The 23928-nt window shown below is 60.9% G+C and carries 20 protein-coding genes; 4 read left to right on the forward strand and 16 right to left on the reverse strand.

All coding sequences use genetic code 11. The annotated features are described in order from the left end of the window. Positions 1–14: 14 nt before the first annotated feature. From dnaE to rpsB, 16 genes are all read right to left on the reverse strand, one after another. Positions 15–3494 carry a DNA polymerase III subunit alpha gene (gene dnaE / locus C2U47_RS03705; protein ID WP_010673418.1) on the reverse strand — a complete coding sequence of 1160 codons (3480 nt, stop codon included), beginning with the start codon at positions 3492–3494 and terminating at the stop codon, positions 15–17. Positions 3495–3547: 53 nt separating this feature from the next. Beyond that, positions 3548–4138: a ribonuclease HII gene (gene rnhB / locus C2U47_RS03710; protein ID WP_010673417.1), complete on the reverse strand. Its 591-nt coding sequence runs from the start codon at positions 4136–4138 to the stop codon at positions 3548–3550. A gap of 78 nt (positions 4139–4216) precedes the next feature. Further along, on the reverse strand, positions 4217–5356 hold the full coding sequence (gene lpxB, locus C2U47_RS03715) for a lipid-A-disaccharide synthase (protein WP_010673416.1): 1140 nt from the start codon (positions 5354–5356) through the stop codon (positions 4217–4219). After that, complete coding sequence (lpxA, locus tag C2U47_RS03720) at positions 5349–6140, reverse strand: acyl-ACP--UDP-N-acetylglucosamine O-acyltransferase (RefSeq protein WP_080988583.1); 792 nt, start codon at positions 6138–6140, stop codon at positions 5349–5351. The genes lpxB and lpxA overlap by 8 nt, the downstream gene beginning before the upstream one ends. Positions 6141–6142: 2 nt before the next feature. Next, positions 6143–6604, reverse strand: coding sequence for a 3-hydroxyacyl-ACP dehydratase FabZ (gene fabZ, locus C2U47_RS03725; protein ID WP_010673414.1), 462 nt, complete (start codon positions 6602–6604; stop codon positions 6143–6145). Positions 6605–6628: 24 nt separating this feature from the next. Then, a complete protein-coding gene (lpxD, locus tag C2U47_RS03730) occupies positions 6629–7648 on the reverse strand; it encodes a UDP-3-O-(3-hydroxymyristoyl)glucosamine N-acyltransferase (RefSeq protein ID WP_039039449.1) in 1020 nt (339 codons plus the stop codon). A 3-nt stretch (positions 7649–7651) separates the two neighbouring features. Next, complete coding sequence (locus C2U47_RS03735; protein ID WP_029313943.1) at positions 7652–8164, reverse strand: OmpH family outer membrane protein; 513 nt, start codon at positions 8162–8164, stop codon at positions 7652–7654. 147 nt (positions 8165–8311) lie between these two features. Then, positions 8312–10735 carry an outer membrane protein assembly factor BamA gene (gene bamA / locus C2U47_RS03740; RefSeq protein ID WP_043152310.1) on the reverse strand — a complete coding sequence of 808 codons (2424 nt, stop codon included), beginning with the start codon at positions 10733–10735 and terminating at the stop codon, positions 8312–8314. Positions 10736–10769: 34 nt separating this feature from the next. Further along, a complete protein-coding gene (gene rseP, locus C2U47_RS03745; RefSeq protein WP_043152308.1) occupies positions 10770–12122 on the reverse strand; it encodes a sigma E protease regulator RseP in 1353 nt (450 codons plus the stop codon). 76 nt (positions 12123–12198) lie between these two features. Then, positions 12199–13395, reverse strand: a complete 1197-nt coding sequence (ispC, locus tag C2U47_RS03750) for a 1-deoxy-D-xylulose-5-phosphate reductoisomerase (protein WP_010673409.1) — start codon at positions 13393–13395, stop codon at positions 12199–12201. Between the two features lie 67 nt (positions 13396–13462). Then, positions 13463–14320: a phosphatidate cytidylyltransferase gene (locus tag C2U47_RS03755; protein WP_029313939.1), complete on the reverse strand. Its 858-nt coding sequence runs from the start codon at positions 14318–14320 to the stop codon at positions 13463–13465. Positions 14321–14347: 27 nt separating this feature from the next. Beyond that, positions 14348–15124 carry a polyprenyl diphosphate synthase gene (gene uppS, locus C2U47_RS03760; protein WP_039039427.1) on the reverse strand — a complete coding sequence of 259 codons (777 nt, stop codon included), beginning with the start codon at positions 15122–15124 and terminating at the stop codon, positions 14348–14350. A 72-nt stretch (positions 15125–15196) separates the two neighbouring features. Beyond that, complete coding sequence (gene frr, locus C2U47_RS03765) at positions 15197–15754, reverse strand: ribosome recycling factor (protein WP_010673406.1); 558 nt, start codon at positions 15752–15754, stop codon at positions 15197–15199. 95 nt (positions 15755–15849) lie between these two features. After that, a complete protein-coding gene (gene pyrH / locus C2U47_RS03770; RefSeq protein WP_010673405.1) occupies positions 15850–16584 on the reverse strand; it encodes a UMP kinase in 735 nt (244 codons plus the stop codon). 71 nt (positions 16585–16655) lie between these two features. After that, the gene (gene tsf / locus C2U47_RS03775) at positions 16656–17537 is read right to left on the reverse strand and encodes a translation elongation factor Ts (protein WP_010673404.1); all 882 of its coding nucleotides are present in this window, start codon (positions 17535–17537) and stop codon (positions 16656–16658) included. A gap of 104 nt (positions 17538–17641) precedes the next feature. Further along, entirely contained in the window at positions 17642–18370 is a 729-nt protein-coding gene (gene rpsB, locus C2U47_RS03780; RefSeq protein WP_010673403.1) for a 30S ribosomal protein S2, read from the reverse strand. Between the two features lie 358 nt (positions 18371–18728). Here rpsB and map point away from each other — a divergent pair, with 358 nt between their 5' ends. The 4 genes from map to C2U47_RS03800 all read left to right on the forward strand — a co-directional run bounded on the left by map (position 18729) and on the right by C2U47_RS03800 (position 23887). Further along, the gene (gene map, locus C2U47_RS03785) at positions 18729–19517 is read left to right on the forward strand and encodes a type I methionyl aminopeptidase (protein WP_043152303.1); all 789 of its coding nucleotides are present in this window, start codon (positions 18729–18731) and stop codon (positions 19515–19517) included. Between the two features lie 64 nt (positions 19518–19581). Beyond that, the gene (gene glnD, locus C2U47_RS03790; protein WP_043152301.1) at positions 19582–22224 is read left to right on the forward strand and encodes a bifunctional uridylyltransferase/uridylyl-removing protein GlnD; all 2643 of its coding nucleotides are present in this window, start codon (positions 19582–19584) and stop codon (positions 22222–22224) included. Between the two features lie 178 nt (positions 22225–22402). After that, positions 22403–23230 carry a 2,3,4,5-tetrahydropyridine-2,6-dicarboxylate N-succinyltransferase gene (gene dapD, locus C2U47_RS03795; RefSeq protein ID WP_010673400.1) on the forward strand — a complete coding sequence of 276 codons (828 nt, stop codon included), beginning with the start codon at positions 22403–22405 and terminating at the stop codon, positions 23228–23230. 273 nt (positions 23231–23503) lie between these two features. Continuing rightward, the gene (locus C2U47_RS03800) at positions 23504–23887 is read left to right on the forward strand and encodes a DUF3461 family protein (protein WP_039039426.1); all 384 of its coding nucleotides are present in this window, start codon (positions 23504–23506) and stop codon (positions 23885–23887) included. Positions 23888–23928: the final 41 nt, after the last annotated feature.

Consider the following 23928-nt stretch of genomic DNA (forward strand, 5'->3'; position numbering starts at 1 on the left):
GGACAATAGATCCTCTAATCAAAAACCAATTCAACCCGCTCTCGTCCAAGCAGGACTCGCAAGTCATCTATCAGTTGATCGGTGGGCGTCACCCGCCACTCGGTACCGAGCGTCAATCGCACCCGGGAACCGGGGCGACGATAGTTTACCTGAACCGGACAGACTCCGGCACGGGCGGGCTCCAAAATCTCGCACAAACGCGGGAAAAAGCGCTCGTCAATGCGTTGTTCATCGAGGGAGATGCGGATTGCCCTGGCAAAACGCTCCCTCGCATCGTTGATATCCAGCAATTCGCGGGCCGACATTTTAAGGCCACCGGAGAAGTCATCAAAGCTGACCTGTCCAGAAACCACTAAAATACGGTCTTTTTGCATCAATTCTTCGTATTTTTCCAGCGCTTCACTGAAAAGGGTCACATCCAGACGGCCGGATCTGTCGTCCAGAGTGAAGATCCCCATCTTGTTGCCGCGCTTGGTCACCATGCTGCGCGCCGCGATCACCAACCCCGCCGCCGTGGTCACGGTATCGCGGGAGGTGGGATGCAGATCGCACAGTCGGCCCGAGGTGTAGCGCCGCAGCTCGCTGCTGTACTGGTTGATGGGGTGACCGGTGAGGTAGAGCCCCAGGGTCTCGCGCTCCCCTTCCAGCCACACCTTGTCGGGCCAGTGCGGCACGTTGGCGAACGCCTTCTTGACGTCGTCGATCTCCTCCGTGAGCACGCCGAACATGTCGACCTGCCCCACCGCCTGGGCCTTGGCGTGCTGCTCGGCGGCGCGCATCGCCTCCTCCAGGGTCGCCATCAGGGCGGCGCGGTGGGGGCCGAGCCTGTCCATGGCGCCGGAGAGGATGAGCTTCTCCATCACCCGCTTGTTGAGCTTCTTGATGTCCACCCGGTTGCAGAAGTCGAACAGGTCGCGGAACGGACCGTCCCGATCCCGCGCCTCCAGGATCGCCTCGATGGGCCCTTCCCCTACTCCCTTCACCGCGCCGATACCGTAGACGATGTGGCCGTCCTCGTTGACGCTGAAGCGATAGCGACCGGTGTTGACGTCCGGCGGTATCACGGTCAGCCCCATGCGCTGACACTCGTCCACCAGGGTCACTATCTTGTCGGTGTTGTCCATGTCGGCGGTCATGACCGCCGCCATGAACTCCGCCGGGAAGTGGGTCTTGAGCCAGAGGGTCTGGTAGGAGACCAGCGCATAGGCAGCGGAGTGGGACTTGTTGAAGCCGTAGCCCGCAAACTTCTCCACCAGATCGAAGATCTTCATCGCCAGTTCGCCGTCGACGCCGTTCTTGACCGCCCCCTCCTCGAAGCCCGCCCGCTGCTTGGCCATCTCTTCGGGTTTTTTCTTGCCCATGGCCCGGCGCAGCATGTCCGCGCCACCCAGGGTATACCCCGCCAGGGTCTGGGCGATCTGCATCACCTGCTCCTGGTAGAGGATGATGCCGTAGGTGGGCTCGAGTATGGGTTTGAGGCTTTCGTGCTGCCACTTCTCGTCCGGGTAGGAGATGGCCTCCTTGCCGTGCTTGCGCTCGATGAAGTTGTCCACCATGCCCGACTGGAGCGGGCCCGGGCGGAACAGGGCCACCAGCGCGATCATGTCTTCGAAGCAGTCGGGCTGCAGCCGCTTGATAAGGTCCTTCATGCCGCGGGATTCGAGCTGGAACACCGCCGTGGTCTCGAAACGCTGCAAGAGGGCGAACGACTTCTTGTCGTCGATGGGGATGGCGGCGATGTCCACCGGCGGCTTGCCCTCTTTGGCAAGACGGGGGTTTATCATGCCAAGGGCCCAATCGATGATGGTGAGGGTGCGCAGCCCCAGGAAGTCGAACTTCACCAGCCCGGCATACTCCACGTCGTTCTTGTCGAACTGGGTGACCGGGTGATGCCCCTCGTCGTCGCAATAGAGCGGCGCAAAGTCGGTGATCTTGGTAGGCGCGATCACCACGCCACCGGCGTGCTTGCCGGCGTTGCGCACCACCCCTTCCAGGCGGCGGGCCATGTCGATGAGGTCCTTGACCTCCTCGTCCTGCTCGTAGAGCTCCGGCAACTTGGGCTCGGCTTCGAACGCCTTGGCGAGGGTCATGCCGGGGTCGGGCGGGATCAGCTTGGAGATGCGATCGACAAAGCCGTAGGCGTGGCCCAGCACCCGGCCAACGTCCCGCACCACCGCCTTGGCTGCCATGCTGCCGAAGGTGATGATCTGGGATACCGCCTCCCGGCCATACATCTCGGAGACGTGATCGATCACCTCGTCGCGCCTGTCCATGCAGAAGTCGACGTCGAAGTCGGGCATGGAGACCCGCTCGGGGTTCAGGAAACGTTCGAACAGCAGGTCAAATTCCAGCGGATCGAGATCGGTGATCTTGAGGGCATAGGCCACCAGCGACCCCGCCCCCGAGCCCCGGCCCGGACCAACGGGGATGCCGTTGTCCTTGGACCACTGGATAAACTCCATCACGATGAGGAAGTAACCCGGGAAGCCCATCTGGTTGATCACTTTGAGCTCGATGTCGAGACGCTCGTCATACTCGGGACGACGCTCGGCCCGCACCGCCGGATCCGGGAACAGGAATTCGAGCCGCTCCTCCAGCCCTTCCTTCGACTTCATGACCAGGAAGTCCTCGGTGGTCATGTCGCCGGTGGGGAAATTGGGCAGGAAATACTCGCCAAGGCGCACCGTCACGTTGCAACGCTTGGCGATCTCCACCGTGTTTTCCAGGGCTTCCGGGATGTCGGCAAACAGCTCCGCCATCTCCTCCTGACTGCGCAGGTACTGCTGGGGGCTGTAGCGGCGCGGTCGGCGCTTGTCCATCAGGGTATAGCCGTCGTGGATGGCGACCCGGATCTCGTGGGCATCGAAGTCATCGGCGGTGAGGAACACCACCTCGTTGGTGGCAACCACCGGCAGTTCGAACTCGGTGGCAATGGCCACCGCCATGTGGAGGTAGACCTCCTCGTCCGGGCGGCCGGTACGCAGCAGCTCCAGGTAGTAGGCATCCGGGAAGTGGGTCTGGTAGAAGGCGAGGCAATGCTCCACCATCTGGCGGTTGCCCTTGAGCAGGAACTTGCCCACATCCCCCTCGCGCCCGCCGGAGAGGACGATCACCCCCTTGGCATGTTCGCCAAGCCAGGCCTTGTCGATGACGGGGCGCCCCTGCACATGGCCGCGCTGATAGCCGCGGGAGATGAGCAGGGTGATGTTCTGGTAGCCGTCGTTGTCCATGGCGAGCAGGGTGAGGCGAAACTGCTCGTCCCCAAGCTCGTCGCTCTGCACCCAGAAATCCGCCCCGACCAGGGGCTTGATCCCCTTGCCGTGGGCAGAGCCGTAGAAGCGCACCAGGCCGCACATGTTCATCTGGTCCGTCAGGGCCAGGGCCGGCATGTTGTTGGCGGCGGCTGCGGAGACGATGGGACCGATCTTCTGCAGGCCGTCGACCATGGAGAAGTCGGAATGCACCCTCAGGTGGATGAAACGGGGATCAGCCATGGTCACGCCCTCTCATTGCGCAAGCAGAAATCGTTCAGACAGATCGGCATCGGTTATTCGATCCCCAGGGCGCGGCGCACCGGCTTGAAGCTCTGACGGTATTCGGGCAGCGGGCCCCGTTCGGCCAGAATGGCGAGGTGCTCCGCCGTCGGGTAGCCCTTGTGGCGGGCGAAACCGTACTCGGGATGGCGGCTGTCCAGCTCGGTCATCTCGGCGTCCCGGGTCACCTTGGCGAGGATGGAGGCGGCGCTGATGGCGGCCACCAGGCTGTCCCCCTTGACCACGGCGCGGACCTCCATCGGCAATCTGGGGCAGCGGTTGCCGTCGATGAAGACCAGCTCGGGCGTCACCTTGAGCCCCGCCACGGCGCGCTGCATCGCCAGCATGGTGGCGTGCAGGATGTTGAGCTCGTCGATTTCCGCCGGGCTGGCGCGGCCGATGGCATAGGCCAGCGCCTTCTCTTTGATCTCGCCAAACAGGGCGAGCCGCTTCTTCTCGGAGAGTTTCTTGGAATCGGCGAGGCCAAGGATGGGATTGGCAGGATCCAGGATCACCGCGGCGGTGACCACGTCACCCACCAGGGGGCCGCGACCCACCTCGTCCACCCCGGCAATCAGCTTGTCTTCGGGAATATCGATCGTCATCTCATAGCCTTGAATCAAAACCGGCCCCGCAGGGCCAGTATCAGCACAACATCACGCCTGACACACAGGCAGAGCCCACTAACGCTCCAGCAGCGCGGCAACCGCTTCCGCTGCCTGCACATCCGCATTGCAGCGGATCTTCTCGTGCAACCGGGTGAAGGTGGTGATGAGCTCGCTGTTGTCATGGTCCAGCAGCTTGCTCACCTCTTCCACCAGGTTGGCCGGGGTGCACTCGTGCTGGATGAGCTCGGGCACCAGCATCTTGTCCGCCAGCAGGTTCGGCAGGGAGACATAATCCGTCTTCACCAGCCACTGGGCCAGCAAGTAGCTGAAGGGTTTGAGCTTGTAACCGACCACCATGGGCTTTTTCACCAGCATGGCCTCGAGGGCCGCGGTGCCGGAGGCGAGCATCACCACATCGGCGGCAATCATGGCCTCGCGGCCCTGGCCGTCCAGCAGCACCATGTCGAGCTCCGGGGCCACCTCGGCCTTGATGGCGAGGAACTGCTCGCGCCGTTTCTGGTTGACCAGAGGCACGATGAAACCGAGATCCGGGTTGTGCACCGTCAGGTGCTTGCACGCCTCGAGGAAGACCGGCGCCATGAAGCCCACTTCCGCCGTGCGACTCCCCGGCAGTACCGCCAGCCAGCGACGGGCGGGATCGATGCCGAGGGCCTCGCGCACCGCCCCTTGATCCGGGACCAGCGGAATGTCGTCCGCCATGGTGTGGCCGACGAAGCGACAGGGGGCATCGAAACGGTCGTAGAAGGCTTTCTCGAACGGCAGGAAGGCGAGCACCATGTCGGTGGCCGCCTTGATCTTGTGAATGCGGCCCTGACGCCAGGCCCAGACGGAGGGACTGACATAGTGGACCGTCTTGATACCGGCGCGGCGCAGTTTCAGCTCCACCCCGATATTGAAATCCGGTGCATCCACACCGACGAAAATGTCGGGGGGATTGGCGATGAAGTGGCGCAGCAGTTCGCGGCGCACCTGGAGGATGCGGGGCAGACGGCCCAGCACCTCGGTGATGCCCATGACGGAGAGCTCCTCCATCTCGAACAGCGCCTTCACGCCGAGAGCCTGCATCCGCGGCCCGGCGATCCCTTCGAACTGCGCATCCGGGTAGCGGGCTTGCAGTTCGCGCACCAGCCCTGCGGCCAGGATGTCGCCGGAGGTCTCTCCGGCGACGATGCCGATGCGAATGGGATCAGGCACGGATGATCCCGCGCTCGTTGTCCTTGAGGAAATCCACATAGAGCTGGATGGCAGGTTCGCTCTGGGCCATCTCGCTCAGCACGGGCATCACCTCTTCAATGGTCTTGCCGGAGCGGAAGATCTCCTTGTAGGCGCGCTTGACGGCAGAGATCGCCTCGGCGCTGAAGCCACGACGACGCAGGCCTTCGGAGTTGACCCCGAACGGCTTGGCGTAGTTGCCGGCAGCCATCACGTAGGGCGGCACGTCCTTGTTCAGGGCAGCGCAGCCGCCGACGAAGGCGTGGGAGCCGACGCGGCCGAACTGGTGAATGGCAGACAGACCGCCGAAGATCACGAAGTCACCGATGTGCACATGGCCCGCCAGGGTGGCGTTGTTGGCGAAGATGCAGTTGTCACCGATGATGCAGTCGTGGGCAACGTGAACGTTGACCATGAACAGGTTGCCGCTACCCACCTTGGTCAGGCTCTGGTCCTGGGTGGTGCCGCGGTGCACGGTGCAGTTCTCGCGAAACACGTTGTTGTCGCCGATCTCGAGGAAGGTGCGCTCGCCGGCGTACTTCTTGTCCTGGCAATCCTCACCGATGGAGGTGTGCTGGAAGATCTTGTTGCCGCGACCGATCTTGGTCGGGCCCTTGATCACCACGTGGGAGCTCACCCAGGTGTTGTCACCGATTTCCACCTCGGCACCGATGACGGTGAAGGGGCCGATTTCAACCCCTTTGCCGATGACGGCAGACTCATGGACGATGGCGGTGTCGTGGATGATGGCAGTCTGATCGATCACGGTTATACCTCGCGCTTGGCGCACATCAGTTCGGCAGTACAGACCACTTCACCGTCGACGGTGGCGACACCGGTGAACTTGGCGATGCCGCGACGCTCCTTCAGGAACTCCACATCCAGCACCAGCTGATCGCCGGGGCCCACCGGGCGCTTGAAGCGGGCATTGTCGATGGAGGCAAAGTAATAGAGCTCGTTGGGGGACGGCTTGCCCACCATGGTGAAGGCCAGGATACCGGTGGCCTGGGCCATGGCTTCCAGGATCAGCACGCCGGGGAAGACCGGCTTGGCCGGGAAGTGGCCCTGGAAGATCGGCTCGTTGAACGAGACGTTCTTGATGGCGCGCAGGGTCTTGCGCTCATCGCTGATCTCGTAGTTTTCCACCTTGTCCACCATCAGGAACGGATAACGGTGGGGCAGCAGATCCATGATTTCCTGGATGCCCAGGCTCTTCTTTTCAGTAGTCAAAACAGTACCCTATACCAATCGTGATTATTCTTGATCCAGCTTTTTCTCAAGCTTGCTCAACCGCTTGTGCATCTCTTCGATACGCATCACCCGGGCGGCGGTCTTGCGCCACTCTTTATTGGTTTGCAGGGGGATGCCGGAAGAGTAGATACCGGGCTCGGTGATGGGACGCATCACCATGGCCATGCCGGTGACGGTGGCCTGGTCGCAGATCTCCATGTGCCCGTTAAAGACGGAGGCACCACCAATGATACAGTATTTGCCGACCTTGAGACTACCGGCCATCACGGTGGAGCCCGCCACGGCAGTGCCGTAGCCGATCTCGACGTTGTGGGCGATCTGGCACTGGTTGTCGATGATGACGTTGTCAGCGATGCGGGTATCTTCCAGCGCACCGCGGTCGATGGTGGTGCAGGCACCGATCTCGACCCGGTTGCCGATGGTCACGCCGCCGAGCTGGGGGATCTTGATCCACTCGCCGCGCTCGTTGGCATAACCGAAACCGTCTGCCCCGATCACGGTGCCGGCCTGTACCAGACAGTCCGTGCCCAGGGTCACGTTGTGATAGAGGGTGACGTTGGCCCACAACCGGGAGCGCGCTCCCAGTCGGGTATCCTTGCCAACGAAACAGCCCGGGCCGATGCGCACATCGTCACCCAGCACGACGCCGGATTCGATCACCGCATTGGCACCGATGGCCACTCTCTCGCCCAGTTGCACGTCCGCCGCGATGACGGCGCTCGGATGGATATCCATGGCCGGCTGCGGGGTGGTGTCCAGCAGTTGGGCAACCCGGGCAAAGCCCACATAGGGGTCTTTGAGCACCAGGGCGTTGGTGGGGCAAAACGGCAGGTCTGCCTCGGTGATGAGCACGGCAGTGGCCTTGCTCTGCTCCAGAAAATGCCGGTACTTCTTGTTGGACAGGAAGGCTATCTCCCCCTCCCCGGCTTTTTCCAGTGTCGCGACCTTGCGAATTTCCCGGGTCCCATCCCCATGGACCTCGGCCCCCAGTTGCTGGGCCAGCTGTGCGAGAGTGAATGCCATCAATTAGTTGCTCTTGCTAACCTGAGAAATAACCTGGCCGGAGATGTCCAGCTTGCTGGCTGCATACGGGGCGGCGTTGCGCTCCAGCACCAGATCGTAGCCATTGCTCTTGGCGATGGCGTCGATGGCAGCCTGCACCTTGGTCAGGATCTTGTTGCGCTCTTCGGACTGACGGCGACCGTTGTCCTGTTCAAACGCCTGACGCTTCTGGTTGAATTCCATTTGCAGCTTGGCCAGCTTCTCCTGGCTCTGCTTCTTCTGTTCGGCGCTCATGAAGGCTTCGTCCTTCTTGAACTTCTCGACCAGTGCCTGACCGTCGGACTCCAGCTTCTGCAGTTCACGCATGCGCGGCTCGAACTCGCCCTTCAGCTTCTTGGCAACGGCTTCACGCTGGGGCAGCTTTTGGAAGACTTCGCCCATGTCGACCACGGCAATCTTGGTCTCAGCGAAGGCAGAACCCATGCCGGCAGCCATCAGTGCAAAGCTCAAACCAGCTACTTTCAACGCTTTATTCACACTTACTCCTTGGTCCCTCGGTCGAGGGCTACCTGATTTACCTGATTGTGCAAGCGATCCACGAGATCGTCTTGTTACCTGGTGAGGCACGCAAACGCGCGACCCATCATGCTTCCCCCCGCCATGGCGGGGGGGCGTCCGCTCCCCTTAGAAGGTACGGCCGATGTTGAAGGAGAAGACTTGGGTGTCGTCCCCTTCGTATTTCTTGATTGGTCTTGCCAGCACGAACACCAGCGGGCCCATGGGAGAGAGCCACTGCAGCGACAGGCCGGTCGACATCCGGATGTTGCTCGGGTCGGAGTAGTCCATCAGATAGTTGCAACCACTGAAGCAACGGTTCTGATACTGGCTGTAGTCGAAGTGGGTATCCCACACGGAACCGGCGTCGATGAAGAAACTGGTCCGCAGCTGGGGCTGATAGGTCTCGGAGGCAAAGGGCGTCGGCACGATCATTTCCAGCGAGGCCACCGCCAGGGCGTTGCCCCCGACCGAGCTGTCAGTGCCCTGGATGACGTCGTTACCACTCAGGTTGTAGTAGTAGAGCGCCTTCGGACCGACTGTGTTGCTCTTGAAACCGCGCAGGGTATCGAAACCACCGGCGTAGTAGTTCTCGAAGAACGGCAGGACGTGCTCGTAATCGCCATTGGTGCCGTAGCCATCGCCGTAGGAGGCACGGGCCTTGGCCAGCATGACCCATTTGTGATCGGCATCAAACGGGAAGTAGTGGGCATCTTCTGCGTTGAGCTTGAAGTACTGCAGATCCATGCCGGGCACCGTCACCTTGGCGTTCACCCGCTGGCGGTCACCGGAGGTCGGGAACTGACCCTTGTTGAGGGTGGAGCGGGTCCAGCCGGCGGTGACGTCCACGGTGTTGAACACCATGCGGTTGTCGCCATCCAGATTGCCGTTGTAGACCTTCCAGAACTCGTCCACCTGTACATAGGGGTTGGGCTGGGACAGTTTGTTGTTTTCGTAGCCCAGGCTGAAGTCGAGACGGTTGTTCTCGTTGACCGGGAAGCCGCTGGAGAGACGGAAACCGACGGTGGTGTTCTCGTAGTCCACGATGTTGGCGTCGGCCGCACTGAACTTGTTGTAGTAGAGACGGCCGCCCAGGCTCACCCCGTCCACGGTGAAGTAGGGGTCGTTATAGCTCAGGTCGACGCTCTTGGAGTAGTCGTTGGTGCTGGCGTTGATGCCGATCTTCTTGCCGGTCCCCATGAAGTTGTCCTGCTGCAGACCCGCCTGCAGGCTCAGACCCGACTCGGTGCCGTAGCCGATACCGGCGTTGATGGACCCCGCCGGCTGCTCCTTGACCTTGAAGTCCAGATCGACCTGGTCATCGCTGCCCGGCACCCGCTTGGTGTCCACTTCCGCGGTCTCGAAGAAGCCGAGGCGGTTGAGACGGGTCTTGGACTGCTCGACGTTGTCGGAGGAGAGCCAGGTGCCCTCCATCTGGCGCATCTCGCGACGCAGCACTTCGTCCTTGGTGGTGACGTTGCCGCTGAAGTTGATGTTGCGCACATAGACCCGGGGACCCGGCTCAACGTTGACGATGAGCTCCACTTCCTTGGTCTGGTCGTTGATCTGGGGGAAGGTGACCACTTTCGGATAGGCGTAGCCGTAACGGCCGAGGAACTTGGAGAGCACCTCTTCGGTATGGGTCACCTGACTGGCGGAGTAGACGCTGCCCGCCTCGATGGGGATGAGGCCCTTCATCTCGCCGCCGCGGTCGATGAGGTCGCCCTTGAGCTGGATGCCGGAAACCTTGTACTGCTCCCCTTCCTTGACGTTGAGGGTGACATAGACCCCCTTCTTGTCCGGGGTCATGGAGACCTGGGTGGACTCCTGGGTGAAGCGGATGTAGCCGCGGTCCATGTAGTAGGAGCGCAGCACTTCGATGTCACCGGCCAGCTTCTGCTTCTGGTAGCGCTGATCGCCGGTGAAGTTCCACCAGGGCACGTCGTCCTTGAGGGAGAGCTGGGCCAGCAGCTTCTCTTCCGGGAAGACGTTGTTGCCGACGATGTTGATCTGCTGGATCTTGGCCGCTTCCCCTTCCACGAAGGTGAACTTGAGGTCGACTCGGTTGCGCGGCAGCGGGGTGACGATGGCCTTGACCTTGGCGGAGTACTTGCCCACGCCGTAGTAGAAATCTTCCAGCCCTTTCTCGAGGGAGCTCAGCACGGTGCGATCCAGCGGATCACCCACGCGGATCCCGGAGGATTCCAGGCTCTGGGTCAGTTGCTCTTCCTTGATGTCCTTGTTGCCGGAGAACTCGATGCTGGAGATGGTCGGGCGCTCCTTGACCACCACTTGCAGCACCTGACCCTCGCGATAGACCTTGACGTCCTCGAAGTTGCCGGAGGCATAGAGCTTCTTGATGGCGTTCGCCAGGGACACGGAGTCGACGGAATCACCGACACGCACCGGCAGATTCAACAGGGCGGCACCCAGGGTCACCCGCTGCAGGCCCTCGACCTGAATGTCTTGCACCACAAAAGAGGCCGGGGCAGCCTGAGCCAGGAAGCTGGCCCCCAGCAGGCAACTCAACACCAATGCTTTTTTAACAGCCATTTTGTTCTTATGTGTCCTTGTTGATGCTCTGGCCTCAGAGGCGAGCGAAATCATTAAACAGCGCAATGCCCATCAGTAACATCAGAATGGCGGCGCCTATCCTGAACCCAACTTCCTGAATTTTTTCCGATACCGGCTTGCCGGTGATCGCCTCGATGAGGAAATAGACCAGATGGCCACCATCGAGCACCGGCAGGGGGAACAGGTTGATGATCCCCAGGTTGACGCTGATGAGCGCCAGGAATCCGAGGAAATAGACCAACCCGTAATCGGCGCTGCTGCCGGCCCCCTTGGCGATGGAGATGGGGCCGCTCAGGTTGTCCAAAGAGACGATGCCACCGATCAGCTTGCCTATCATGTCGAAGGTCAGGGTGATCAGGCTCCAGGTCTTCTGGACCCCATGCCACAGGGCTTGCAAAGGCCCATACTGTAACAGAGTTCGATACTCATCCGGTAATGGAACCAGTTGCGGCGACAAGCCCACAAAACCGACCAGCTGGCCCTTCACTTTCTTCCCGTCCGGGGTCAGGGTCAGGGTCATCTCGCTGCCCCCGCGCTCCACCGTCACCTGCAGCGGCTGCGCCGGTGACTGCTGGACACGCTCGACAAACTGGGTCCATTCGGTGATGGCCTCTCCATCGACCCCCTTGATGCGATCCCCTATCTGAAGGCCGGCCTTCTCGCTGGCGCTCGATGGCACCACGGCCTCCACCACGGGCAGCACCTTGCCACCGAGGGGCACTATCCCGAGGCTCCCGATGGGTGACTCTTTGTCCGGATCGAATTTCCAACCTGCCAGCTGCAGGGTCTTGTCCACTGCATAGCTGGTGTTGGCCGCCTTGAGCTTGAGCTGGACCGAGTCATCGCCAAGGTGGCTGATGAGGGCGTAGGTGACGCTCTCCCAGTCACCGGTCTCCTCGCCGCCGACGCCGACGATCTCCATGCCTGGCAGGATGCCGGCCTCTGCCACGATGGAGGCGGGACGCACCTCGCCCACCACGGGTTTGACGCTCGGCACCCCTATCATGAACATCAGCCAGAAGGCGAACAGGGCGAACACGAAGTTCGCCATGGGGCCGGCCGCGACGATGGCCATCCGGGCCCAGACGCTCTTGTGGTTGAAGGCCTGCGCCTCCTCCCCCGGCTTGAGTTCGTCGACCCGGCCATCCAGCATCTTGACGTAACCGCCAAGGGGGATCAGGGCCAGCACGTATTCGGTGCCATCCTTGCCAAGGCGACGCCAGATGGCCTTGCCAAAGCCGATGGAGAAGCGCTCCACCTTGACGCCGCAACGACGAGCCACCCAGAAGTGGCCAAATTCATGCACCGCCACCAGCAGCCCGAGGGCCACGATGAAGGCGCCGATATTCCACAGAACCCCGCCCATCAGCCGCGTACCTCGCGGTCATGTCCAGTCCTGCGCTCGAGAGCATGGAGAGGGGCTGGCTGCCACCACAGTCCGTTCATACGGCAAGCTCCTTTATCAGTTGCTGGGCACGGGCTCGGGCCGTACCGTCCAGGGCGATGAGATCCGCCAGAGAGCCGGCAGCACTACTGCCCAGCTCGGCCATGACGGATTCGTTGACTCTGGCAATATCCATAAATCCGATCCGCTCTGCAAGAAAAGCCGCGACGGCCTCCTCGTTGGCGGCATTGAGGGAGGTGGTCGCCCCCTGCCCCTGCTGGCACGCGCTCATGGCCAGCGCCAGACAGGGATAGCGCTCATAGTCGGGCCGGATAAAGCTGAACTCTCCGACACTGAAGAAATCCAAAGGTTCCACACCGGACTCGATCCGTTCCGGATAGGCCAGAGCGTGGGCAATGGGGGTGCACATGTCCGGGTTGCCGAGCTGGGCCAGCACGGAGCCATCCTTGTACTGCACCATGGAGTGAATGACGGACTGGGGGTGGATCACCACCTGGATCTGCTCGGGGGCCGCATTGAACAGCCAGCGCGCCTCGATGTACTCCAACCCCTTGTTCATCATGGTGGCGGAGTCCACCGAGATCTTGGCCCCCATGGACCAGTTGGGATGGGCAATGGCTTGCGCCGGGGTGACATGGTGCAATTCACCCACATCGGCATAGCGGAAAGGTCCGCCGGAGCCGGTCAGCAGGATCTTGCTGATCCCCGCCCCGGCCAGATCGCAGAAACCGGGCTGGCGCTGCACGTCGACCGGCAGGCACTGGAAGATGGCGTTGTGTTCGCTGTCGATGGGCAGCAGCTCGGCGCCGTGCTCTCGCACCGCCTCCATGAAGAAGGCTCCGGACATCACCAGCGCCTCCTTGTTGGCCAGCAGAATGCGCTTGCCGGCGCGCACGGCAGCCATGGTGGGTGCCAGACCCGCCGCACCGACAATGGCCGCCATCACGCTGTGGGCATCGGGGTGAGCAGCCACGTCGCACAGGGCTGCCTGACCGGACAACACCCGAGTGGTGCTGCCGTGAGCCTTGAGCCGACCCGCCAGCTCGCTGGCGGCGCCTTCGTCCACCATGACGGCGAACCGGGGGGAGAATTCGAGACAGTCGCGCAGCATGGCGTCCACGCTGCGTGCAGCGGTCAGCGCCAGCACCTGCCAGCGCCCGGGGTTGTGGCGCAGTACCTTGAGGGTGCTCTGACCGATGGAGCCTGACGCTCCCAGGATCACCAGGTTTTGCATCAAGACTCCTGATTGGGTAACAGACTGATGGAGCGGGACGCTCCCGGGATCATCAGTGCGCGAAACATCAAAACTCCGGACCGAGCAACAGGTAGCTGAGCAGGAAGACGGGCAGCGCCGCCGTCAGGCTGTCGATGCGATCGAGAATGCCCCCATGGCCCGGCAACAGGGTGCCGGAATCCTTGATGCCGGCTTCCCGCTTGAACATGCTCTCGGCCAGATCGCCGAGCACGGAGGCCAGCACCGCCAGCAGAGAACAGAGCAGCACGGTGCCCATCTTGGCAGGCACGAAGCCCATGAACCAGGTCACGCCGATGGCCAGCAGGCTGGCGGTAAACAGCCCACCCAGCATGCCTTCGATGGTTTTACCCGGGCTCACGGCCGGTGCCAGCTTGTGTTTGCCGAACGCCTTGCCGAAAAAATACGCGCCAGAATCTGCCGCCCAGACCAGTCCCATCACGAACAGCAGGATCCAGGCTCCCATCATGGGGTCGTGGTAGAAGTTGTAACCGCGAATGGCCACCAGGGACCAGAAGAAGGGAACCAGGGTCACCAGACCGAACAGGGATTTGAGCCAGATGGATTCACGCCACAGCCTGGCGCTTTGCGGGTAGCGCAGCACCAGCACCAGCCCCAGCAGCCACCAGCTGACAGCGGTCCAGAGCACGCCCATCACCAGCGGATGCAGTTGGGGGATCCAGAGTTGCTCCACGGGCACCCAAAACAGGCTGGCCCCCAGCAGCAGACAGAACACCAGCGGCAACCACTGTTGCGGCTGGGCAGTGACGAAGGCACTCCACTCACGGCTGGCCAGCAGAAAGACCAGGGCGGCGAGCAGGGCAAAGAATTTCAACGGCAGAAAAAACAGCGCCCCCAACACTAGGGGTACTAACAGTAATGCGGTAATAATTCGTTGTTTTAGCAAAAGAAACCTCTCTCTTGGGAGCGGGGTTTAGCCGGTCTGTTGCGCGGCGATCAATTCCCGGATCTGTTCACCCGTACACCCGAAGCGACGCTCGCGAGCAACGAAGGAGGCAACTGCCCCACTGAACTCGGCCTCGTCAAAATCGGGCCACAGGACCGGGGTAAAATAGAGTTCGGCATAGGCGAGCTGCCACAGGACAAAGTTGCTGATGCGATGATCCCCGCCAGTGCGGATCAACAGATCCACGGGGGGCAGATCAGCCATGCAGACATGACGACCCAATGCCGCCTCATCGACCGCCTCGGCATCCAGTTCACCCGCCGCCACGGCCCGTGCCAGGGTCCGGGCCGCCTGGGCGATGTCCCACTGACCGCCATAGTTGGCGGCGATATTGAGGGTCAATCCCTGATTGTTGGCGGTCAGGGCCTCGGCCTTGGCGATCTTGGCCTGCAGCCGCTCGCTGAAGCGGGCAGTGTCGCCAATCACCCGAAGGCGAATGCCGTTGCTGTGCAACTTGCTCACCTCGCGACCCAGCACCGTCATGAACAACTCCATCAGGGCGTTGACTTCCCCTTCCGGACGGCGCCAGTTCTCGCTGGAAAACGCAAACAGGGTCAGCGCCTCCATCTTGGCACGGGCGGCAAAGGCCACGGCCTCACGCACGGATTTCACGCCCGCCTTGTGCCCGGAAACCCGCATCTTGCCGCGGTTCTGGGCCCAGCGACCATTGCCATCCATGATGATGGCGACGTGACGGGGCAAGGACGAGCTGGCGCTATCGCCTAGCGCTGCCAAAAGCGACATTCATTTCTCCCACAAAGACAAAAGCGCCGTGCAGGGGCACTACACGGCGCTCGTAATATACCTGTCGGAGGCTTAGATTTCCATTAGCTCCTTTTCCTTCACAACCAGGGCGTCATCCACCAGCTTGATGAAGGTATCGGTCAGCTTCTGGATCTCTTCCTGGGCGCGACGGTCGTCGTCTTCGGAGATCTCTTTCTCTTTCAGCAGGGCTTTCAGGTCGGCGTTGGCATCGCGACGGATGTTGCGAATGGCAACCCGGGCACCTTCGGCTTCGGCACGGACGATCTTGGTCAGATCACGGCGACGCTCTTCGGTCAGCGGCGGCAGCGGCACGCGCAGAGTCTGGCCGTTGCTGGACGGGTTCAGGCCCAGATCGGAGGTCAGGATGGCTTTTTCCACCGCCTGGATCATGGAGCGATCGAAGATGGAGATGGAGAGAGTACGGGCATCTTCTGCCACCACGTTGGCCAACTGCTTCAGAGGAGTGGCAGCACCGTAATACTCCACCTGGATGCCGTCGAGCAGGCTCGGGTGAGCACGGCCGGTACGGATCTTGGACATCTGGGTCTTCAGCGACTCTACGCTTTTGCCCATGCGGTCCTTGGCGTCGTTTTTAATCTCGTTGATCACAGTGGTTTTCCTTTTGGCGAACGAGCCGACGGGCGGCTCGTATCTATCTTGTTGACTGGCGTAATGGACAAGCGAGCCTAGGGCTCACACTTGCCTTACTTGCTGGCCTGGTGGATCAGGGTACCTTCCGGCTCACCCATGATCACGCGGCGCAGCGCGCCCGGTTTGTTCATGTTGAACACCCGGATCGGCAGATCGTGGTCGCGGGCCAGGGTAAAAGCAGCAAGATCCATCACTTTGAGTTCTTTTTCAAGAACTTCATCATAACTCAGTTCCTGATAGAGCACGGCATCCGGGTTCTTGACCGGGTCATCGGTGAACACGCCATCGACCTTGGTGGCTTTCAGCACGACGTCGGCTTCGATCTCGATACCGCGCAGGCAGGCTGCCGAGTCGGTGGTAAAGAAGGGGTTGCCGGTACCGGCAGAGAAGATCACCACCTTGCCGGCGCGCAGCTGGCTGATGGCTTCGGCCCAGCTGTAGGAGTCGCAGACCCCTTGCAGGGAGATGGCCGACATCAGGCGGGCATTCACATAAGCACGATGCAGGGCATCACGCATGGCCAGGCCGTTCATGACGGTCGCCAGCATGCCCATGTGGTCACCCACCACGCGATTCATGCCTGCCTTGGCAAGGCCGGCACCACGGAACAGGTTGCCGCCACCGATGACCAGACCGACCTGAACACCCAGCTCAACCAGCTCTTTGATCTCTTGGGCCATCCGTTCCAGCACCGCCGGATCAATGCCGAAACCCTCGGATCCTTGCAGGGCTTCACCACTCAACTTCAGAAGAACACGTCTGTATGCAGGCTTGGGATTGGTACTCATGTCACTGATTCCTGGTCATATAAAGACCGCGACATAAGTCGCGGTCTGGGGAAACGGAAAAACCGGTTCGATTAGGCCTTCTGAGCGGCCGCGATCTGGGCTGCTACTTCAGCAGCGAAGTCGGTCTCTTGCTTCTCGATGCCTTCGCCCACTTCGAAACGGGTGAAGGAAACAACGTCAGCGCCTTCTTTCTTCAGCAGCTCGGCAACGGTCATGGAAGGATCTTTCACGAACGGTTGACCAGTCAGGGAAACCTCACCGGTGAACTTCTTCATGCGGCCTTCAACCATCTTCTCGGCGATCTCTTTCGGCTTGCCGGAGTTGATGGCGATGTCGATCTGGATTTCGCGCTCTTTGGCAACGACTTCGGCAGACACGTCTTCCGGTTTGACGAATTGCGGGCTGTTGGCAGCAACGTGCATGGCCAGATCTTTGGCCAGCTCGTCGGTACCGCCAACCAGCTTGGTGATAACACCGATGCGGGAGCCGTGAACGTAGGTGCCCAGGTTGTCACCTTCAACCAGCATCACGCGACGCAGGTTCATGTTCTCACCGATCTTGGCGATCAGGTTGGTGATGGTCAGCTCGACGGACTCGCCGTTGCCGAAGTCGGCGGCTTTCAGCGCGTCAACGTCAGCGATTTTCTGGGTGGCAGCGATCTCGACGATCTTCTGACCCATGGCCAGGAAACCGGCATCCTTGGAAACGAAGTCAGTCTCGCAGTTCAGCTCGATCATGACGGCAACGTTGCCTTCGGTACGGGCGAAGATCACACCTTCAGCGGCGATACGGCCAGCTTTCTTGGCGGCCTTGGCCTGACCGGATTTACGCATGTTCTCGATAGCCAGCTCGATATCACCGTTGGCTTCTTCCAGCGCTTTTTTGCAATCCATCATGCCAGCGGCGGTGCGCTCGCGCAGTTCTTTTACCAGGGCGGCAGAAATGTTTGCCATGTCCAGTATCCTCGGTCTTGAATTGACAAGAAACAGGGGCCACAAGGGCCCCTGCTAACCAATTACATCAGCTTGGTTAATAAGGGCTTTTCAGTCCTTATCAATTACTCAGCTTCAACGAAGCCATCTTGTTCGGCTTGAACAACGATGTCCTGCTCGCGGGCTTCCAGAACGGTGTCAGCAGCAGCGTTCAGGTACAGCTGTACGGCACGGATAGCGTCGTCGTTACCCGGGATGACATAGTCAACGCCGTCCGGGTTGGAGTTGGTATCAACGATGGAAACTACCGGGATACCCAGGTTGTTGGCTTCTTTGATAGCGATGTGCTCGTGGTCGGCATCGACAACGAACAGAACGTCAGGCAGGCCGCCCATGTTCTTGATACCACCCAGGCTCTTCTCCAGCTTTTCCATTTCGCGAGTACGCATCAGCGCCTCTTTCTTGGTCAGCTTGTCGAAGGTACCGTCTTCGCTCTGGGTTTCCAGATCTTTCAGGCGCTTGATGGACTGACGAACGGTTTTCCAGTTGGTCAGCATGCCGCCCAGCCAGCGGTGGTTAACATAGAACTGGTCGCAACGCTCAGCGGCTTCTTTGACGGCTTCAGACGCGGCACGCTTGGTACCTACGAACAGTACCTTGCCTTTCTTGGCAGCTACGGAGCTGATGAAGTTCATGGCATCGTCAAACATCGGAACGGTTTTTTCCAGGTTGATGATGTGAACTTTGCTGCGGGCGCCGAAGATGTAGGACTTCATTTTCGGGTTCCAGTAACGAGTCTGGTGACCGAAGTGAACGCCGGCTTGCAGCATGTCGCGCATAGAAACTTTAGCCATTTTATACCTCTGTATTGGGGTTAGGCCTCCACACATCCCATATAACCGACCCGTTAAGGCACCCCGGCATATGTGTCGATGTGTGTGTGTTGTTGAGTAAGGGTGATGGTATGAGGACACGAGTTCCCCATTCCGGCGCGCTTTATACCATAACTTTGGTCATGACACCACCAGCCCGGGTGCTAAAAATGGATCCCGGACCATGGTGCGACCGCCTGATGACGTTGCGATGACGATCACACTGGAAGTAAACGGGGGTTGGGGATAAAATTTCGCCCTGATTGCAAACGCATCTATTTTTCATTACCTGGTTGTTGGGCATCGGCAGGATGCGCAATCAGGCCCCAAGAGAGATCCCATGTCCATTAAAATCAAGACACCGGAAGAGATTGAAAAAATGCGTGTCGCCGGCCAGCTGGCCGCCGACGTGCTGGTCATGATCGCCCCCCACGTCAAGGCGGGCGTCACCACAGACGAACTGAATACCCTCTGCCACGACTACATCGTCGACGTGCAGCAGGCCATCCCCGCGCCGCTCAATTACCACGGCTTCCCCAAGTCCATCTGCACCTCGGTGAACGATGTCATCTGCCATGGCATCCCGAACCACAAGAAGCTGCGGGAAGGGGACATCATCAATCTGGACATCACCGTCATCAAGGATGGTTATCACGGCGATACCTCCGCCATGTTCATCGTGGGCCAGACCACCCCCCTGCGCCGCCAGCTCTGCAAGGTGGCCCAGGATAGCCTCTATGCCGCCATCAAGCGGGTGCGCCCGGGCATGTGCATCACCGAGATCGGCGCCGTCATCCAGCCCATCGTCGAGCAGGCCGGCTTCTCCGTGGTACGCGACTACTGCGGCCATGGCATCGGTGCCGAGTTCCACGAAGAGCCGCAGATCCTGCACTACCGCAACGGCGGCAAGCTGGAGCTGAAAGCGGGCATGTGCTTCACCATCGAGCCCATGGTCAACAGCAAGAAGTACCACTGCAAGGTCAATCCGAAGGATGGCTGGACCGTGACCACCAAGGACGGCGGCGACTCCGCCCAATGGGAGCACACCCTGCTGGTGACCGAGGATGGCTGCGAGGTCCTGACCCTGCGCCCCGACGACACTATCGAGCGTTTTATCCACCACGTTTGACATTCAACCCCGGCCGCGCGCCGGGGTTGCTCTTTACCCGGCCCGACCGAGAGTGTGACATGCCATGGATGCCAGCCTGCTTTCTCCCCATCTGCTCCCAGACGATCAGCTCACCCGTGACAACTGCAAGGAGTATCTGAGCCGCTTTCTCGCCTGGCTGCATGAGCGCTTCGACGCCGGTGACAACATCATCGAACTGGTGGCCACCCGCTCCGAATACATGGACGCGCTGCTGACCAGGCTCTGGCACAAGTTCGGCTTCGACAGGACCGAGCTCACCCTGATCGCGGTAGGCGGCTATGGCCGCGGCGAACTCCATCCCCACTCCGATATCGACCTGCTGATCCTCTACGAAGGAGATGAACTGGACGAGGTGCTGGGGCTTCGCATCGGCGAGTTCATCACCCTCTTGTGGGATCTCAAGCTGGAGGTGGGCCAGGCGGTGCGCAACGTGGCCGAGTGCATCGAGCAGGGTCGCAACGACATCACGGTTGCCACCAACCTCATCGAGGCCCGTTACATCACGGGTCGCCTGGTGGGATTCGAGCAGTTGCAGGCGGCCACCCAGCCCCAGCACTTCTGGCCGAGCGAAGCCTTCTTTCGTGCCAAACGCGAAGAGCAGGCCCTGCGCCACCAGCAGTTTCTCGGCACCGCCTACAAGCTGGAGCCGGATCTCAAGAACAATCCCGGGGGTCTTCGCGACATCCAGACCCTGGCCTGGGTCGCCCGACGCCACTTCGGCGCCACCACCCTGTTCGAGATGACCAGCCACGGTTTTCTCAACCGGGCCGAGTACCGGGAGCTGCTCGACTGTCAGAATTTCCTGTGGAAGGTGCGCTTCGCCCTGCACATGGCCATCAACAAGGGGGACAACCGCCTCTTGTTCGACCGCCAGCGCACCGTGGCCCAGATGCTGGGGTTCGAGGGGGAAGGAAACGGCCCGGTCGAGCAGATGATGAAGCGCTTCTACCAGACGGTGCGACGGGTGGCCGAGCTCAACGAGATGCTGCTGCAACTCTTTGACGAGGCCATTCTTGGCAACACCGCCATGGACGTGCGCCGCATCAGCGACGAATTCCAGCTGCGCGGCCGCCTCATCGATGCGGTGGACTCCGAGCTGTTCGGCCGGGATCCTGCCGCCATCCTGCGACTCTTCTACCAGATAGCCCAGCACCCGGAGATTGCCGGCATCCACTCCGCCACCTTGCGCCAGTTGCGCGAGGCCAGACGCACCCTCAACTGCTGGCTGCAAGATCTACCCGAGTGCCGCCGTCTCTTCATGGCGCTCCTGCGCCACCCCAACGGCATCGGCCAGCCGCTCACCCTGATGCACAAGTACGGGATCCTCGCGGCCTACCTGCCCCAGTGGAACCTCATCGTCGGCCAGATGCAGTTCGACATGTTCCACGCCTACACGGTGGACGAGCACACCCATCGGCTGCTGCAGAACATCCATCGCTTCCCGAATCCAGCCAGCCGCCAGACTCACCCGCTCTGCCACGAGGTGTTCACCCAGTTGCGCAAGCCCGAGCTGCTCAGCATCGCCGCCCTCTTCCACGACATCGCCAAGGGCAGGCGTGGCGATCATTCCGAACTCGGGGCCGTGGATGCGCTGGAGTTCTGCCAGTTGCACGGGCTGGATCGCTACGAGAGCCGACTGGTCGCCTGGCTGGTGCGCCACCATCTGCTGATGTCGGTCACCGCCCAGCGCCGCGACATCTACGACCCGGACGTGGTCACCGACTTCGCCCAGAAGGTGCGGGATGAATTGCACCTCGACCTGCTCTATTGCCTGACCGTGGCCGACATCTGTGCCACCAACGACAGTCTGTGGAACGACTGGAAGGGCACACTGCTGCGCGAACTCTACTTCGCCACCCAAAAGGCCCTGCGCCAGGGGTTGGAAAACCCGCCGGACATGCGCCTCAAGATCCGTGAAAACCAGCGCCAGGCCAGGCAGATCCTGACCCAGCGCGAGGTGCCACAGGAGGCGGTCACCGCCCTCTGGAACGACTTCAAGGCCGATTACTTCCTGCGCCACAGCCCGGAGCAGATCGCCTGGCACTGCCGCAAGATCATCGCCCACGGTGACAACCCGGCCCCCCTGGTGCTCATCGGCAAGCATCCCATACGGGGCGGTAGCGAGGTGTTCATCTATTGCCGCGATACCCCCAACCTCTTTGCCACCGTGGCTTCGGCACTGGATCAGAAGAACCTCAGCATCCACGACGCCCAGATCATGAATTCGCGCAACGACTACGTGCTCGACACCTTCATCGTACTGGAACCGAACGGCGAGCCCATCAGCCCCAACCGTACCGCCACCATCAAGAAGGCGCTGGAGAAAGCCCTTCAGGAGCCGGGCAAGCTGGTGCTGCGCAGCAAGCCCCTGTCCAGACGCCACCGCCAGTTCAGCGTGCCGACCAGGGTGGTCTTCCTGCCCCACAAGGGGGAAAACCGCCACACCCTGCTGGAGCTGACGGCCCTGGACACTCCGGGCCTATTGGCCCGTATCGGTGCCGTGTTCCAGCAGTGCGGCCTCTCCCTCCATGCCGCCAAGATCACCACCATCGGTGAGCGGGTGGAGGACTTCTTCAGCCTCACCACCCTGGCCGGAGAGCCGCTGAACCCGGAGGAGCAGCAAGCCCTCGAGGAGAGGCTGGTCAATCAGCTCAACCCCCAGGAACCGCTTGGCGAGAGCGCCTGACACGCTCGGATGAAGCCTCGAAAGAGGCTTTTTGACGTATTGATTCCTCAATCAGAACAAATGGTTGGACCACTCAAGTACAATAAATCGCCCTAATTCTGAAGAAATCGGCGAGAGCCCTTAAAAACGATTGGAAAAGTGTGATACAACAAACAGAATTTTATAAAGGAAACCTGTCATGACCCAGTTGCAACAGACCATCGAAGCGGCCTTCGAGCGCCGTGACTCCATCACCCCCGGCTCCGTCGATGCCGCCACCAAGGCCGCCATTCTGGAAGCCATCGACCTGCTGGACTCCGGCAAAGCCCGGGTTGCCGAGAAGATTGCCGGCGAGTGGGTCGTCCACCAGTGGCTGAAGAAGGCCGTGCTGCTCTCCTTCCGCATCAACGACAACGGCATCATCAAGGGCGACGATGCCCAGTACTACGACAAGGTTCCCCTGAAGTTCTCCAACTACACCGAAGAGCAGTTCAAGGCTGCCGGTGTACGCGTCGTGCCGCCCGCGACCGCGCGCAAAGGCTCCTTCATCGCCCCGAACACCGTGCTGATGCCCTCCTACGTCAACATCGGCGCCTTCGTCGATGAAGGCACCATGGTCGACACCTGGGCCACCGTGGGCTCCTGCGCCCAGATCGGCAAGAATGTGCACCTCTCCGGCGGCGTCGGCATCGGCGGCGTACTGGAGCCACTGCAGGCCAACCCGACCATCATCGAAGACAACTGCTTCATCGGTGCCCGTTCCGAGGTGGTTGAAGGGGTGATCGTCGAGGAGGGCTCCGTCATCTCCATGGGGGTCTTCATCGGCCAGTCCACCCGCATCTATGACCGCGAAACCGGTGAAATCCACTACGGCCGCGTCCCGGCCGGCTCCGTGGTCGTTTCCGGCTCCCTGCCCTCCAAGTGCGGCAAGTACAGCCTCTACGCCGCCGTCATCGTCAAGAAGGTGGATGCCAAGACCCGCGCCAAGGTCGGCATCAACGCCCTGCTGCGCTCCATCGACGAGTAATCCACGCCGATGTCATCAAGGGCACCTCTGGTGCCCTTTTTCATGCCCGCTCTCATGGGTGGACGCCAACTCCCCTGCCCCACCAGCACTGCACCCCCCATGAGACGATACCGCTTATGGCAGTGCTGGCAAGGCGTTCACCCCTCCCCTTGGCTCATTGATTAAAGAAGACCTTTTTGACACCAATTTGAATTTGGCGCGCCTGTCACAGGCAAGGCGTCCGGACTCGGGTAAGATAGAGGGGTCAGGATCGTTTCAAACCAAGGAAGCCCGATGTACGAGAATCTCAAGAGCCTGGGGATCCAGGAACCCACCTCGGTGGACAGCTACACCCTGCGCCAGGAAGCCAACCACGACATCCTCAAGATCTATTTCAAGAAGCAGAAGGGTGAATTCTTCGCCAAGAGCGTCAAATTCAAATACCCCCGCCAGCGCAAGACCATGCTGGTCGACTCGGGGACCCATGAGTACAAAGATGTCACCGAGATCAACGCCAACCTCAAATACGTGGTGGATGAGCTGGACAATCTGACCCAGGGCGGCCAGCCTTCCGCCGATCCGGACATCAAGCAGAAAATACTGCGCGACTTGCGTCATCTGGAAAAAGTGGTGCAGAACAAGATCAGCGAGATAGAACGGGATCTCGAAAAGCTTTAAGCCGGTCTGATGCAGCAAAGGCGCCCAGGGGCGCCTTTTTC

The organism is Aeromonas sp. ASNIH7 (assembly GCF_002903485.1).
Lineage (GTDB): Bacteria > Pseudomonadota > Gammaproteobacteria > Enterobacterales > Aeromonadaceae > Aeromonas > Aeromonas caviae.

Coding starts and splice junctions, on each gene's coding strand:
- dnaE (WP_010673418.1), bottom strand. CDS start 3,494: ATGGCTGATCCCCGTTTCATCCACCTGAGGGTGCATTCCGACTTCTCC.
- rnhB (WP_010673417.1), bottom strand. CDS start 4,138: ATGACGATCGATATTCCCGAAGACAAGCTGATTGCCGGGGTGGACGAG.
- lpxD (WP_039039449.1), bottom strand. CDS start 7,648: ATGGCATTCACTCTCGCACAGCTGGCCCAGCAACTGGGGGCCGAGGTC.
- bamA (WP_043152310.1), bottom strand. CDS start 10,735: ATGGCTGTTAAAAAAGCATTGGTGTTGAGTTGCCTGCTGGGGGCCAGC.
- rseP (WP_043152308.1), bottom strand. CDS start 12,122: ATGGGCGGGGTTCTGTGGAATATCGGCGCCTTCATCGTGGCCCTCGGG.
- ispC (WP_010673409.1), bottom strand. CDS start 13,395: ATGCAAAACCTGGTGATCCTGGGAGCGTCAGGCTCCATCGGTCAGAGC.
- uppS (WP_039039427.1), bottom strand. CDS start 15,124: ATGTCGCTTTTGGCAGCGCTAGGCGATAGCGCCAGCTCGTCCTTGCCC.
- pyrH (WP_010673405.1), bottom strand. CDS start 16,584: ATGAGTACCAATCCCAAGCCTGCATACAGACGTGTTCTTCTGAAGTTG.
- tsf (WP_010673404.1), bottom strand. CDS start 17,537: ATGGCAAACATTTCTGCCGCCCTGGTAAAAGAACTGCGCGAGCGCACC.
- rpsB (WP_010673403.1), bottom strand. CDS start 18,370: ATGGCTAAAGTTTCTATGCGCGACATGCTGCAAGCCGGCGTTCACTTC.
- map (WP_043152303.1), top strand. CDS start 18,729: ATGTCCATTAAAATCAAGACACCGGAAGAGATTGAAAAAATGCGTGTC.
- glnD (WP_043152301.1), top strand. CDS start 19,582: ATGGATGCCAGCCTGCTTTCTCCCCATCTGCTCCCAGACGATCAGCTC.
- dapD (WP_010673400.1), top strand. CDS start 22,403: ATGACCCAGTTGCAACAGACCATCGAAGCGGCCTTCGAGCGCCGTGAC.
- C2U47_RS03800 (WP_039039426.1), top strand. CDS start 23,504: ATGTACGAGAATCTCAAGAGCCTGGGGATCCAGGAACCCACCTCGGTG.